This window comes from Ramlibacter sp. P4_H7 (genome assembly GCF_056400765.1).
Genome location: NZ_JBFUKP010000014.1, coordinates 19,605 through 33,372 on the forward strand (window position 1 = coordinate 19,605; position 13,768 = coordinate 33,372).

The window sequence follows — 13,768 nt, forward strand, 5'->3', positions numbered from 1 at the left end:
CCGCGACAATGGTCGGTCTTCCCCACGACCGCCATGAAATCCAAGAGCCTCCTCATCCTTTCCCTCTCGTCCGCCATCGCCGCGGGCGCCCTGTTTCCCAGCTCGGTGTCGCTCGCGGCCACCCACCGGGCCAAGCCCGCCGCCCACAAGAAGGCCGCCCCGGCGCCTGCCGCGGCGCCGGCGGCGAGTCAGACTCCCGGCGGCCCGCCGACGCTGCCCGCCAAGGCCTGGCTGCTCATGGACTTCGACTCCGGACAGGTGCTCGCCTCGTCCAACCCCGACGAACCGCTGCCGCCCGCGTCACTGACCAAGATGATGACGAGCTTCCTGGTCGAGCAGGCCCTTCGCTCGGGCAAGCTGAAAAAGGACGACCTGGTCACCGTCAGCCAGAACGCCTGGTGCCGGGGATCGAGCACGGAGTCCTGCATGTACCTGCCGCTGAATGGCCAGGCCACGGTGATCGACCTCCTGCGCGGCATCATCATCCAGTCGGGCAACGACGCGTCCAAGGCGATCGCCGAGCACATGGCCGGCTCCGAAGCGGGGTTCGCCGCGCTCATGAACGCCGAAGCCAAGCGCCTCGGGATGACGCACACGAATTTCGTGAACGCCACCGGCCTGCCCGACCCGGCGCACAAGGCGTCCGCGCGCGACCTCGCCATCCTGGCGCGCGCGATCATCCACGACAGCGCCGACTACTACCCGATCTACGCGGAGCGCGAATTCAAGTACAACAACATCAAGCAGGGCAACCGCAACGCGCTGCTCTACACCGATCCCACGGTGGACGGACTGAAGACGGGCCACACCCAGGATGCAGGCTACTGCCTCGTCACTTCCTCCAAGCGCAACGGGATGCGCCTCATCACGGTCATCCTCAACACCAGCAGCGCCCAGGCGCGCGCCGACGAGACGCGCACGCTGCTCGGTTGGGGCTTCGGCAACTTCGAGCAGGCCACGCCGCTGCAGCCGAACACGGTGGTCACGACGGCCAAGGTCAGCTTCGGCAAGGCCGACTCCGTTGCCGCCGGCCTGGGATCGCCCTGGACGCTGGTCGTTCCGCGCGGCCAGAAAGTGGAGACATCGGCGCAGGTCAAGCCGGACCTGGAAGCGCCGGTGGCCAAGGGTGCCGTGATCGGCAAGGTGGTCGCGACCTCCAACGGCAAGCCGGTGGGAGAAGCACCGCTCGTTGCGCAAGCCGAAGTGGAACGCTCGGGCCTGATGCTGCGCGCGTGGCAGCACGTGGCCAAGTGGTTCGGCAAGTGAGCGGGGATCCGGGCCGGGCTCGGTCACGACTCGGCGACTGAGCAACCGAGCAACTCGGCAACTCGGCAACTCGGCAACTCGGCAACTCGGCATCGGCAACTCGGCAACGATCAGCTGAGCAGCCGAGCTGCTGAGCTGCCTTTGCGGCGATCCCGCGTGATCGCCTCCGGGATAGGGTTTGTCCGGTTCATTTCCAGCGTCTGGCGCGTCCAATGGCTTTCGCGACCGGCGGTTGGTGAGCCGGACGACCGCTAGGAGGCGAGCAGTGGAAGAGCAGACCGAGCGGTGGCAGCTGGGTTCCGGGACATGGTTGCGCGACCGGGTGTCCGAGGAATGGCGCCTCGTCGCGACCCGGGCTGGTTCCGTGGTCGCAGCCAGCGTCCCCGCAGCCGACGTCGCGCGCTTGATCGAAGCGCGCCACGATCCCAGCAGCGGCGCCTGGTTTCCCCCGGACTTCAAGTATTCGCTGCACACCGGCGCCCCGCTGCGCGCCACGATCCCCACGCTCGAGTCGTCCTGGGTGCCGCCCTTCGGCGAATCCGCCGTGCTCGGTACGGAGCGGCTGGCCCGGGGCTTGAGGCGAACCCCCGTGTCCTTGTCGCTGGCGCGTGCGCACGAACATTCGGCCAGCGGCCATCCGGACCGCACCCTGCCGCCGTTGCCTCGGGGGCCGTACCGGTTCGTCGTGGACCGGTTCGACGTCGCGTGCCCGACCTTGATCGCTGTCGAGCCCGAGCAGGGCAAGCTCCTGGTGCTGCTGCCGGAATCGCAGCAGTGGATGCCGCTGGAGTGCACGACGGGCACCAGCTGGGCGCAGCGGCTGCGCAACCCGCGGGGCTGGCGCATGGAACTGGTCCATGCCCATGGCCATGCCACGGCCTATTGCCCGTCCGCGACGGGGCTGGCGGTACTGACGCCGAGCGTGTTCGGGCTGCGGTACGCGATCGAGTACGCCGGGGAAGGTCCCGCGCTCGGCGGTCCCGTGGCGTGGGCCGGCGAGATCTGGATGCCCATGCTGGGCAAGGGAGACACGGTGCACCTGGTGGGCAAGCCGCACCAGGCGGCCGGGCACATGCACATCGTGTTGCCGACGCAGGCACCCGTGCCGCTTCACGGTTTCGAAGCCCCCGTGTTCAATGACCTGCACGTGACCTGGCCCTGCGACCAGGGACAGCTGGTGCTGCGACTGGACGCCCAGGGCGAGACGCAGGCCGACTGGATCGCGTGGCCCGAGCAGGTCAAGCCCATCTTGACGATGGGCTGCCCCTACATGCAGCACGACGGCACCTTCTGGCAGTTGTGCCGCAGGGTGGACGATGAGCGCTTCCTCTACGTGCGGATGGCGGGGCCGTCACCCGAGACCGCGCCGCTGGACACGCTGGGCCTGTGCACGGGACGTGTGTGCTACCGCGGCATGTCGCGCATCCAGGAAGACCCGTGGCGAGGGGCGCAGGCGGCGGATGACGCGTCCGCGGAGATCGTGGTGCCCCTGCTCGAATCGGCGCACGATGGCGCCGTGGTCGGTCTCCGGATGAATGCGCCCCACGGGGTGCTTGCGCTGATGCAGGGCGGCAACGAGCCAACCCGCGCCATCCTGCAGGTCGAGGTGCAGGGCCGCCCTGCGGTGTCGTTCGGGGCGATCGCGGTGAAGCGGCCGTGGGCTGCGCTGCTGTTCGTCCACGACGGGCATCTCTGGGTGCATCATCCCGACCTGGCGCAGGCGCTGGGCTGGAAACTGGGGCTGTAGGTGATGAGCGTTCCAACACCGCGACGCGAGCCGTTCCCCGTGCCTCCCGGCCCGCAGGCACGCACCCGTGCCGGCACGCCCCTCCCCGCGCAAGCGGACGCCGCTGGATTCCGCCGCGCCACGGCCCACTGCGGCTTTTGCGGCCAGGCATGGTTCGGCGAAGTGGCCTACTGCCCGTATTGCGGGCATCCATCGGCAACCGCCCCCGTCGCGACCGTCCCGTATGCGCGGCCGGAGGCCGACTCCGAGTCGTTTCACGCTCCCTCGCGCGGGCTGGCGGGTGACGCAGGTTCCAGCGCTGCCCAGACGCCCTCGTATGCCGGCAGGGAGCGTTCCCTGGCCGGCAGCCTGCGTGAAGCCACGACGCGCCTGTTCGGTGCGCCGGCAGGTGCGGACGCCGAACGGCCTGGCACCGGCCGGAAGACCTGGGCGAAACCGCTCGCCCTGGCGGCAGTCCTCGCGACCTTCGTGCTGGCGGTCGCCAGGCTCGCCGGACCGGACAGCGACAGACCCCCGCCGCCCGCTGCGATGGGTGCGCCGGGCGGCGACGCTGTACGCGGCGGCACGTCCGAGGCGGGCGCCGGCGGGGCCGCGTCCACGCCGGCCGTGCCGCGCGCCGCCATCGAGCCGCCGGTGCAGCCGGTGCAGCCGGTACGGCCGGCAACACCGATGCAGCAAGCGGGACCGACGCAGCAGGCGGCACCAACGCAGCAAGCGGGACCGACGCAGCAGGCAGCACCAATGCAGCAGGCGGCACCGGCGCCGCCCGCCCGCAACCGATCGCTCTGCTCCACTGCCAACGAGGCGGCGGGCCTGTGCAATGCGCAATGACACGGACACGGGAGATGCCATGCATGAAATGAAACGTGCGGTCGGGGCCTGGCTGGGCTGGATGGCGAAAGTGCTGGTGCTGGCCGGCCTGCTCGCCGCTGCGGCCTCGGCCGAAATCATCGTCACGGGCGGCAAGACCGGCACCTACTACCAGATCGGCAACAACCTCAAGGACATCGTCGTGCCAACGCTGGAGGTGCGGGAGTCGAAGGGGTCCTGGGCCAACGTGGAAGCACTCAGCCAGACCAAGGGCGTGAGCCTGGCCATCGTGCAGTCCGACGTCTATGCGGCCTTCGTCTACCTGCGCGACAACCCGCAGGTGCCGCGCGAAACGCGGCGGCAGTATGCGCAGCTGCTCGCGAACCTGCGCGTGTTCATGCCGCTGTACCGGGAGGAGATCCACTTCCTCGTGAAGAAGGACAGCCCGCTCGAATACATCCACCAGATCCGGGGCGCACGCATCTGGATGGATGCCGAGAAAAGCGGCACCTATCTCACCGCCCTGAACATCTACAGCAAGATGTTCAACGAGCGGCCGAAGATCGTGGCGCCCTTCCTCAATCCCACCGTGACCGGGGACGACGAAGGAACGAAGACACGGCGCTCGGCCTTGATGGTGCTGGGCGATCCCGACTTCTACAAGGATTTCCCCAAGATGGACGTGATCGTCCTGGTGGGCGGCCAGCCGCTCAAGCTGCTGGCCGCCAACATCCCGGACAACCTGAAGCTCCTGAAGTTCGATCCCAACCACCCCACGTCCGCAAAGCTGGTGCAGGAATACCGCAAGGCCGACATCCAGAAGGCGAGCTACCCCTTGCTGAACATCGCGGAGGCGAGCCAGCCCTCGCTGTCCGTGGACTCGTACCTGATCACCGCCAACTTCATCGACGCGGACCGCAAGAAGTTCGTGACCGTGCTGGCGGACCGCTTCTGCGAGAAGTTCGACGAGCTCCAGGCCAAGGGGCACCCGAAATGGAAAGCCCTGACGTGGAAGCCGGGCGGGCCCCTGCCTGCGCTCAGCACGGGCTGGCAGTACTCGACGCGGGCGAAGGAACGCCTCAGCCGTTGCCAGTCGCAGGAAGCCGCTGCACCCCCGCCGAGCGCATGCAAGCCGCAGGACCGATTCGCGGGGCTGTGCCGCTGATCCACTCCGACCCGCGGCCGGCGCTCGAACCCGGGTCGGCGCCCGCGGCCTGGGCGCAGCCGCCGCCCTTCAGTCCATTTGCCCAGGTTCCGTTGCATCGCCGGGCGCACCCGCCTTGCGCAGCTGCTGGTGCCACGCCAGCAAGCGGTTGAAGTCGCCGCCGAACACCCGCTCCTTGAACTTCTCGTAGACCACCGAGCACTGGGCCGCCGTCCCGAAGTCGAGCAGCGTGGTCATCGCCATCCGGTCGCAGTCGAGGTAGGCCGACTCCAGCTCGGCAGGCGTGGCGCGTTCCACTCCGTTCCAGGTGGCGGCGAAGGTGGGTGGAGCGACGTCCGGTTCTTCGCGTGCGAATGCGACCAGCAGCACGGCGGCCGATGCGATGCCGGCCACGCACAGGGTGCGCACGAGCCCGATTGAATGCGGGAGGACTGCAAGCAGGCAATGGAGGGGCACGATGTTCTCCTTTGGCACCGGGCATGCCGAAAGAGCGCCCGGCAAGGGCATCAGCGCATGGACCATGCCAGCCATCCCGCAGCGAAGGATTCCTTCCAAAACAAGCAGTTGCGAGCTTGCGCCGCCATCAGCGGCCGTCTTGGGCCGTGGCGGCCGCCGCATGCGACGGCCGGACGCCGGCGACCGGCGTTCAGGAGCCCCTGCGGATGCCGAGCGTGCGCATGCGTCCGCGCAGGGTGCTCGCGTGCAGCCCGAGCCGCGCTGCCGCGCCTTGCTCGCCTTCGATGCGCCAGCCCACCGTTTCCAGCACGCGCAGGATGTGGGCGCGCTCCACGGATTCCAGCCGCAACTCGGCCTGCGGGACGACGGGCTCGTGGCCGGACAGCCCTACGGCGGCAGGAAGCAGTTCGCTGCCGTCGAGCGGCCCTGCGCGCCAGACGATCAGGGCCCGCTCGACCAGGTTCTCCAGCTCGCGGATGTTGCCCGGCCAGCCGCGGGTGCGCGCGCGCTCGATGAAAGCCGGCGCCACGCCCTGCGGCGACCGGCCGAGCCGCCGCGCCAGCCGCTCGCAGAAATGGGCGATCAGCGGCCCGACGTCACCCGGCCGCTCCCGCAGCGGCGGTACCAGGAGCGGGAACACGTTGAGCCGGTAGAACAGGTCGGCGCGGAAGCGCCCGGCCGCCACCTCGGCGGCCAGGTCGCGGTTGGTGGCTGCCATCACGCGCACGTCCACCCGCACGGCGCGGCTGCCACCGACGCGTTCGAATTCGCGCTCCTGCAGCACGCGCAGCAGCTTGGCCTGGCTCTCCAGCGGCATCTCGCCCACCTCGTCGAGCAGCAGGGTGCCTCCGTCGGCCAGCTCGAAGCGTCCGCGGCGCTGCTGCAAGGCGCCGGTGAACGCGCCTTTCTCGTGCCCGAACAGTTCGCTTTCCACCAGCTCGCGCGGCAGCGCCGCGCAGTTCAGCCGGATCAGTGGACGGCTGCGGCGCGCGCCCTGCGCGTGGATGGCGCGCGCCACCAGCTCCTTGCCGGTTCCGGTCTCGCCCTGGATCAGCACGGTGCTGTCGGTGGCGGCCACCAGCGCGATCTGCTCGCGCAGCCGCTGCACCGCGGGCGACGTGCCGACGATCGCGTCGACGGCGGACCGGTCCTCCTCGACGAGGGCCCGGATGGTCGCCTTCGAACGGCGGTGCGACTCGATCTCGCGCCGCAGCGCGACATGCACGCCCACGCGGGCCAGCAGCTCCGCCGATTCGAAGGGTTTGCTCACGTAATCGACCGCTCCGACGCCGAACGCGCGCACCTTGTCGAAGGTGCCGGACAGGGCGGTCAGGAAGATCACCGGGATCGCGCGCGTCAGGTCGTGGGCCTTGAGCCTTCGGCAGGTCTCGTAACCGTCCACGCCGGGCATGAGGACGTCGAGCAGCACGAGGTCGGGTTGCTCCGCGACCGCCATGCGCAGTGCCTCGTCGCCGCCACGGGCGCACAGCACGCGGTAGCCGGCATCGCCCAGCTCCTGTTCGAGCAGGTCGGTGTTCAGCGGCTCGTCGTCGACCGCCAGCACGGTGGCGGTCTCACGTTCCAAGGTGCCTCGCCAGCCTCTGGAACAGCAGGGCCTCGTCGATCGGCTTGGTGAGGAAGCCGTCGCAGCCGCAGGCACGGGCCCGTTCCTTCATGGCGCCGCCCCGGCCGCGGGGCGGTAGCGCAGCGGCAGGACCAGCGTGAACGTCGACCCATTGCCCAGCGAACTCTGCGCGGCGATGTCCCCTCCCATCAGGCGGGCCAGCCGGCGCGCGATGGCCAGACCCAGGCCGGTGCCGCCGTACTGGCGGGTGCTGCCCGCATCGGCCTGCTCGAACTCCTCGAACACCAGGTCGAGCTTGTCGGGCGGGATGCCGATGCCGGTATCCGCGACGGCAACCGTCAGCGCCCCATTCGCGGCACTGGCGCGCAGCCGCACGCTGCCGCGCTCGGTGAACTTGACGGCATTGCCGAGGAGGTTGAGAACGATCTGGCGCAGCTTCTCCTCGTCGGCCAGGACGTGCGGCAGCGCCGGGTCGATGTCGGCGGCCAGCGCCACCGCGTCGCTGCGCACCAGCGGTTCGACGGTCAGCAGGCACTGTTCGAGCACGGGTCCCAGCGCGATCTCCCGGGCCCGCACTTCGACGTGGCCGGCCTCGATCTTCGACAGGTCGAGCAGCGCGTTGATGAGGGCCAGCAGGTGCTGGCCGCTCGCAAGGATCTTTTCCAGGTTCTCGTACTGCCTGGGATCGAGCTCGCCCCCGGCCCGCCGCATCACGATGCGGGTGAAGCCGATGATCGCGTTCAGCGGCGTGCGCAGCTCGTGCGACATGTTGGCGAGGAACTGGGACTTGTGGCGGCTCGCCAGTTCCAGCTGCGCGCCCTTGTCGCGCAGTGCGTTAAACAGGCGCACGTTCTCGATCGCGATCACGGCCTGGTCGGCGAAGGTCTGCAGCACGGCGAGCTGCTGCTCGGGAATGGGCCCCGCCTCCGGCCTGCCGACGGCGATCGCGCCGATCGGGCTGCCCTCGCGCAGCAGGGGCACACCCAGGAAGCTGCGCGCGCCGGTGAGTTCGGCCAGCTGGAGCGCAGGTGCGGTGTAGTCGGGATCGTCGGCGACATCCGGGATCACGGACACGCGCCGCGTGCGCACGGCCCGGCCCGCGACGGTGTCGGTGCTGGCGGGGCGGGGAAAGACCTGGAACACCCGGCCCGTATCGGGCACGGCCGACGCGCGCGCGCCGAGGTGGAGCAGCTGGCCGTCGAAGGTCAGCACGTTGGCCGACACCGCCCGGCACAGCGCCAGCGCCGCGCGCGCGATCGCTTCGAAGACCGGCTGCACGTCGGTCGGCGAGCGCGAGATCACCCGCAGGATCTCGCTGGTCGCGGTCTGCTGCTCCAGGGCCGCCGACACTTCGCGGTTGCGCTGCGCGAGCTCCGTGAACAGGCGCGCGTTCTGGATGGCGATGACGGCCTGGTCGGCGAAGGTCTGCAGGATCGACAGTTCCTTGCCCGTGAAGCCGCCTTCACGCGTGCGCGAGACGCCGACCGCGCCGATGCCGCGCTCGTCCCAGATCATCGGTGCGTAAGCCATCGAGCGGTAGCCGGCCAGCCTTGCCACGTTGCGGACGGTTCGCGTGACGCCGGCGTCGTTGACGATGTCGCGGTAATGGACCACGCGCCGTCCCCGGATCGCCGGGGCGATCGGCGTCTTCTCCAGCGGAGCCGGGAACGTGGCAGCCACCTCCTCGCGCAGCTTGCCGACGTAGGCGCCCAGCGTCACCTGCTCCTGGTCGTCCACCAGCAGGATGGCCGTCTCGTCGCTGCCGAACAGGTGCCTGCAGCTTTCCAGGATCTTGTCGAAGGCCGGGCCGGCGTCGGACACCGAGCCGCTGATCGTGGCCAGCACTTCGCTCGAGATGCGCTGCTGCTCGAGCGCCTCGCGCGTTTCGTTCAACACGCGGGCGTTCTGGATGGCGATCACGGCCTGTTCCGCGAAGGTCGCCAGCAGGGCGAGTTCCTTGCCGGAGTACGCCCGCGCCGGCCGCCGCATGACGTCGATGGTGCCGATGCCCCGGCCTTCCCACAGCAGCGGGGCCACGGCCACCGACAGGTTGTCCCCGCCGCCCACGGCCTCCCGGATGTACCCGGGAATGCCGGAGCCGTGCTGCAGGTCGGCCCAGTGCAAGGGCGCGCCATGGGCGATCGCCATCTCGCTCATCGAACCGGCCAGGGGCCGCGGATAGGTCCGCGGCGCCCACTGCGCGAAGCCGCCGCGGCAGGCGGCGAGTTTCAGCATGCCCTCCTCACCGACGAGGAAGATGGCCAGGTCGGCAGCGCCGAACAGCCGGCCGCAGGTGTCGAGGATGTTCTCGAACACCGGCGTCGCATCGGCCATGGAGCCGCTGATGACCCGCAGGACATCGCTGGTCGCCGTCAGGTGCTCGAGTGCTTCGCGGGTCTCCCTGAACAGGCGCGCGTTCTCGATGGCGATGGTCGCCTGCTCCACGAAGGTCTCCAGCAGGGCGACCTGCTCGTCCGGGAACGGCCCCGCCGTGGAACGCCCGACCCCCAGCGCTCCGATCGGCACGCCACCCCGCAGCATGGGGATGCCGATCACGCTGAATGCCGCACTCACCCGGGCGACCTCCGGAGAGAAGTCGGGGTCGGAGTGCACGTCGGGAACGACCACCCGGCGGCCCGTCTGCACGGCGCGGGTCATGGCCAGTTCGGGCCCGGGCGGGCGCGGGAACATGGATCGGACCGTCTCGCGGACATCGGGCTCGGCAGGGTCGGCCGGACGGGCGTGCGCCTGGGCCACCAGGTGCACCAGGCGCCCGTCGAACGTGATGAGGTTGGCCTGCGTGGCATTGCACACGCGCAGCGCGGCCAGGGCGATGCGTTCGAACACCGGTTGCGCGTCGTCCTGTACGCGCGCGATCCGCGCCAGGATCTCGCGCGAGGCGGCCTGCGCCTCGCGCAGGCGGGCCAGTTCGGCGCGGCAGGAATCCAGCTCTTGCACGGGCGCAGCCCCCGGAGTGGCATGGAACGCGAATTCTGGCGCCGGCAGGGTGCAGGCGTCCAGCCTGATGGCACGGACGGTCCCCCTCCGCCGAGAATTGCAGGGGCTACAGCGGCGCGGGGCGCGGTTCCGGCAACGGGAGGACCGCGCTGACCCTGCGTGCCTTCCCGGGGGATTCCATCAAGCCGGTCCACTCAGGCTGGCCTTGCGGCAAGGCCGCGAAGTGCTGGAGGAAATCGGCGAAGCGTCGGGTCGCCGCGCCGGCGCAGCGCGCGTGCAGCAGGCTGATGGCGCTGCAGCCCACGCCTTCTGCCCGCAGTCGCACCAGCTCGCCCGCGACCAGCAGGTGCAGCAGGAGATCCGTGGGCGCGAAGGCCACGACTTCGGGATCCCGCAGGAGCCAGTCCGCCAGGTCGTCCGCGCTGTTCACGACGCAGAAATCGACCCGCCGGATGCCTCGTTGCGCCAGCAAGGCGTCGAAGCGCCGGCGCGCGGGCGATCCCGTCTCCGGCAGCAACCAGGGCTGCCGCGACAGCTCGCCCCAGCCCGCCTTCGACAGCGAGGCGAGCGGATGGGCCGGCGCACACACGACGGCAAAACGTTCCGTGAGAAGTTCACGCAGATCCCACCCGTCCGGGAGCACCGGAGGCCGCGAGCCCATCACCAGGTCGACCTCCCCGCGCTCGATGGCGCAGCCGGCATCGGCGCTCTCGCCCCACTGCACCTCGATGCGTCCATAGCAGGCCTGGAAGCCAGGCACCGCGCGCGCGAGCAACTGGCAGGCGGCCGTGCTGGAGGCGAGCACCCGAACCAGCAACTTGTCGCCGCGGGACCGCGCCACCACGGCGCAAGCGCCTCCCGCCACCGCACGGAGCACCTCGCGTGCATGCGGCAGCAGCGCAACGCAGGCCGGCGTGGGTTGGAGCGCGTCGCCCTCCCGCCTGAACAGCTCGGTCTCGAACATTTCATGGAGCTGCGTGAGCACCTGCTCCAGGGACGAGTGCGCAATGCCGATCGCTTGCGCGGTCAGGTGCACGCTGCCGGTTTCCGCGAGCAGGATCAGCCCCTGCACGTGCCGCAGCGAGCAGTGGGCGAGAACGCGCTCGAGAACGACATCGGAGGGCGCAGCCAACATGATCGGACGGCGAAGACGGGAGGAAGCGCCAATCTAGTCCACCTGCGGCGATGCGGCGACGTTTCGCGGGTAAAGATCAAGCCGGCTCAGCAGTACGCCAGGGCGCCATCGGATCGGATGCGCGATCAACCCTGGGCGCAAGGTGGCCGCCCTATACTGAACCGGCATGTTCAAGCGCATCGACCACATCGAACTGCTGACGGCCGCTCCCGAGCGCATCGTCGCGTTCTACACGGGGGTGCTCGGCTTCCAGGAGCGCGAGCGCAGGTGCATTCCGGAAACGCCGTCGGGGCCGCTGGATCTGATCTACCTGGATCTGGGTGGGACGACCGTGGAGGTGATGTGCTATCCCCAGCTGAAAGGCATCCCGCCTCGCAGCGCCGAGCCGAGGCTGGGCTGGCAGTGCCTCGCCCTCGAGGTGGAAGACATGGACAGCGTGCTCGCCCTGCTCAAGGAGAAGGGCGTGGAGACAGCCTGGAGGCCGGTGCGGCGGCCGGACTATGCCCGCGCGGAGATCCGCGATCCGGATGGCAACCCGATCGAATTGCGGCAGTGGATTCGCCCTCAGGGACATGAAGGTCGGACATGACCATCTGCATGCTCCCCGTCACTGCCTGAATTGCAGCAGCACCACCCACGGACGGCGCCCCAGGTGCGCAGGGCAAGGCTGGGCCTGGCCCGCACAACCTGGATGAGGCACTGCGCCGGTGACGTGGAAGGCGCTGAGCACCTTGTTCGCGTTCAGCGTCATGCGCGTGAGGGTCACCGACTGCACGACGTTGCCGCCGATGGCCTCGAGCTTGGCGTCCCCGCCTTCGTCGGAGCGGACGACCAGGTCGCAGTGCATCGGGAAATCTGCGCCGGTCGCCCGCACCGCAATCGCCGTTGCCAGCGCGTCGAACCGGGCCACGCCGACGGCGGTGTCACGCGTGGCGCAGATCAGGTCGCCCGCGCGCGGCCGCGTCGTGGCGATGTCGCAGGCCCGGAAGGCATGGGTCGCCTCGCGGCCCTCGGCTTCCGCAGCCGAGGCGTCGAGGGCGGCGCGTACATAGTCGGCGTGCGTGTCCGAAAATTCGAATTCGGCGCGGGAAAAGCCCGCGGTCTTCATCAGGTAGCTGATGAACGCGGCCGACCACGGCGTGTCGACGATGGCAGCGCGCAGCAGTGCCTCCCGTGTCGCGACCTCCGCCCGCTGTGAGTCGTTGACACCTGCAGCGGTGCCAGCCGGAACCTCGGATCGCGCCACCCAACCGAGGCTCGTCATGACCCGCGGCGGCTCCGAATCCGAAAGCGACCGCCAGAACGTCGCAACGCGTTCCCACGTCGGAGTGGAGTCGCCGCGGTTGCGCGCCCACTCCGCCTCGTGATGCCCCAGGCGGAACAGGCCGCCGTTGCGCTCGATGACCTGGCCGCCGAACAGCTGGTGCTGCCGGCGTGCTTCGTCGATCGCGGACCGGATGCGCTCGTCGCCCGCGGCGCGCATCGCCGCGGCTGCGCAGCGTGGACTGTCGGCGGCAACCGCGTCGAGGGCTCCAAGGGCCGCGCCGGCGCAGAGCAGCGCGGCGCCGATGCGCCTGGGCAGGGTGGGTGTCATCGAATCTCCTCGCGCGCGCCCTAGGCACGCACCAGCGACCGGCTCATCTCGCGGATGCGATCGAGCGCCAGTTGCGTGGCCGGTCCGGTGTCGCGGCCACGCAAGGTCAGGATCATGGTGGGCACCTGCCACGCAGGAAGCGTCACGGGCAGGACCCGGACCCGCTGGCGCCAATCGCCAAAGTGGAACAGCGTGTGGGGGAACAAGGTGACGAAGCGTCCCGTGGCCAGCAGCACGGCCCGTGTCTGCACCGAGCCGGAGATGACCACGCGGGCAGGCCTGGGCAGGCCTGCATCCTGCAATGCCCGCAGCAGGGGCGAGCCTTCCATCAGTTCGTTGTGCGACAGGATCCAGTGCTCGTCGATGAGCTCGCCGAGGTCCACCCGGCGGCGCCGCGCCAGCGGATGCGACTGGCCGACGCCCACGCGCATGTGCTCGTGGAACAGGTTTTCGCCTTCGATGTCCGGCGGCAGGGGTAGCCTCAGCGGGCGCGCGACCGCAAAGTCGATCAGCCGGCCCCGCAGGTAGTGATCCACCAGCGCGCCGGCCTGGGCCGTCTCGATCTCCACCTGCATGCGCGGGTGGGTGGCCAGCAGGCGCTGCACCATCGCACTGATCAGTCCCGCCTGCAGCGACTCGCCCCCGCCCAGCCGCACCGTGCCTTGCCCGGGGTCGGCGAGATGGGCGAGTTCGGCGACGGCGGAGGTGAGTTCGTCGAGGACGGCGCCCGCGCGGCGCATGAGCGCCTGGCCGAATGCCGTGGGCTCGACGCCGCGCCGGCTGCGCTGAAGCAGCGGCGCGCCGAACGCATCCTCGAGCTCGCGCACGGCGCGGGAAACGGCGGGCTGCGACAGGTTCAGGCCGCCGGCGGCCTTGCGCATGCCACCCGCCTGCACCACCGCCGCGAACGTTTCGAGGTCGCGCAGGCGGATGCGTCGTTGAAGTCGGCGGCTGTCCACGTGATCACCAATTCGGATCACATGATTATCAATGAAAGCTTTTCCGACCGGCACCGGAGCACTACGCTGCACCCATCCAACCAGCAAGGAGTC

The 13,768-nt window shown here is 69.9% G+C and carries 11 protein-coding genes; 5 read left to right on the plus strand and 6 right to left on the minus strand.

Annotated elements, in window-relative coordinates:
• Window positions 1-33: 33 nt before the first annotated feature.
• From AC1DSA_RS18200 to AC1DSA_RS18215, 4 genes are all read left to right on the plus strand, one after another.
• Entirely contained in the window at window positions 34-1,266 is a 1,233-nt protein-coding gene (locus tag AC1DSA_RS18200; RefSeq protein ID WP_477891736.1) for a D-alanyl-D-alanine carboxypeptidase family protein, read from the plus strand.
• Between the two features lie 265 nt (window positions 1,267-1,531).
• Window positions 1,532-3,013 carry a hypothetical protein gene (locus AC1DSA_RS18205; RefSeq protein WP_477891738.1) on the plus strand — a complete coding sequence of 494 codons (1,482 nt, stop codon included), beginning with the start codon at window positions 1,532-1,534 and terminating at the stop codon, window positions 3,011-3,013.
• Window positions 3,014-3,016: 3 nt separating this feature from the next.
• Window positions 3,017-3,844: a hypothetical protein gene (locus AC1DSA_RS18210; RefSeq protein WP_477891740.1), complete on the plus strand. Its 828-nt coding sequence runs from the start codon at window positions 3,017-3,019 to the stop codon at window positions 3,842-3,844.
• A gap of 28 nt (window positions 3,845-3,872) precedes the next feature.
• On the plus strand, window positions 3,873-4,988 hold the full coding sequence (locus tag AC1DSA_RS18215) for a TAXI family TRAP transporter solute-binding subunit (RefSeq protein ID WP_477891742.1): 1,116 nt from the start codon (window positions 3,873-3,875) through the stop codon (window positions 4,986-4,988).
• A 69-nt stretch (window positions 4,989-5,057) separates the two neighbouring features.
• Here AC1DSA_RS18215 and AC1DSA_RS18220 read toward each other — a convergent pair whose 3' ends face one another.
• From AC1DSA_RS18220 to AC1DSA_RS18235, 4 genes are all read right to left on the minus strand, one after another.
• Entirely contained in the window at window positions 5,058-5,396 is a 339-nt protein-coding gene (locus AC1DSA_RS18220; RefSeq protein WP_477891744.1) for a hypothetical protein, read from the minus strand.
• A gap of 238 nt (window positions 5,397-5,634) precedes the next feature.
• The gene (locus AC1DSA_RS18225; RefSeq protein WP_477891746.1) at window positions 5,635-7,029 is read right to left on the minus strand and encodes a sigma-54-dependent transcriptional regulator; all 1,395 of its coding nucleotides are present in this window, start codon (window positions 7,027-7,029) and stop codon (window positions 5,635-5,637) included.
• A gap of 87 nt (window positions 7,030-7,116) precedes the next feature.
• Window positions 7,117-9,987 carry a GAF domain-containing protein gene (locus AC1DSA_RS18230; protein WP_477891748.1) on the minus strand — a complete coding sequence of 957 codons (2,871 nt, stop codon included), beginning with the start codon at window positions 9,985-9,987 and terminating at the stop codon, window positions 7,117-7,119.
• 106 nt (window positions 9,988-10,093) lie between these two features.
• Window positions 10,094-11,122 (minus strand): LysR family transcriptional regulator, encoded by a 1,029-nt coding sequence (locus AC1DSA_RS18235; RefSeq protein WP_477891750.1) that lies wholly within the window; start codon window positions 11,120-11,122, stop codon window positions 10,094-10,096.
• A 166-nt stretch (window positions 11,123-11,288) separates the two neighbouring features.
• Between AC1DSA_RS18235 and AC1DSA_RS18240 the strand changes: the two genes are divergently transcribed.
• Window positions 11,289-11,711, plus strand: coding sequence for a VOC family protein (locus AC1DSA_RS18240; RefSeq protein ID WP_477891752.1), 423 nt, complete (start codon window positions 11,289-11,291; stop codon window positions 11,709-11,711).
• A gap of 18 nt (window positions 11,712-11,729) precedes the next feature.
• Here AC1DSA_RS18240 and AC1DSA_RS18245 read toward each other — a convergent pair whose 3' ends face one another.
• A complete protein-coding gene (locus AC1DSA_RS18245) occupies window positions 11,730-12,716 on the minus strand; it encodes a DUF2272 domain-containing protein (RefSeq protein WP_477891754.1) in 987 nt (328 codons plus the stop codon).
• Between the two features lie 20 nt (window positions 12,717-12,736).
• Window positions 12,737-13,675 carry a LysR family transcriptional regulator gene (locus tag AC1DSA_RS18250; protein WP_477891756.1) on the minus strand — a complete coding sequence of 313 codons (939 nt, stop codon included), beginning with the start codon at window positions 13,673-13,675 and terminating at the stop codon, window positions 12,737-12,739.
• Between the last annotated feature and the right edge of the window lie 93 nt (window positions 13,676-13,768).

Excerpts from the sequence above, each read along its gene's own strand:
- AC1DSA_RS18245 (WP_477891754.1), bottom strand. The coding sequence starts at position 12,716 with ATGACACCCACCCTGCCCAGGCGCATCGGCGCCGCGCTGCTCTGCGCC.
- AC1DSA_RS18215 (WP_477891742.1), top strand. The coding sequence starts at position 3,873 with ATGAAACGTGCGGTCGGGGCCTGGCTGGGCTGGATGGCGAAAGTGCTG.
- AC1DSA_RS18240 (WP_477891752.1), top strand. The coding sequence starts at position 11,289 with ATGTTCAAGCGCATCGACCACATCGAACTGCTGACGGCCGCTCCCGAG.
- AC1DSA_RS18210 (WP_477891740.1), top strand. The coding sequence starts at position 3,017 with ATGAGCGTTCCAACACCGCGACGCGAGCCGTTCCCCGTGCCTCCCGGC.
- AC1DSA_RS18235 (WP_477891750.1), bottom strand. The coding sequence starts at position 11,122 with ATGTTGGCTGCGCCCTCCGATGTCGTTCTCGAGCGCGTTCTCGCCCAC.
- AC1DSA_RS18200 (WP_477891736.1), top strand. The coding sequence starts at position 34 with ATGAAATCCAAGAGCCTCCTCATCCTTTCCCTCTCGTCCGCCATCGCC.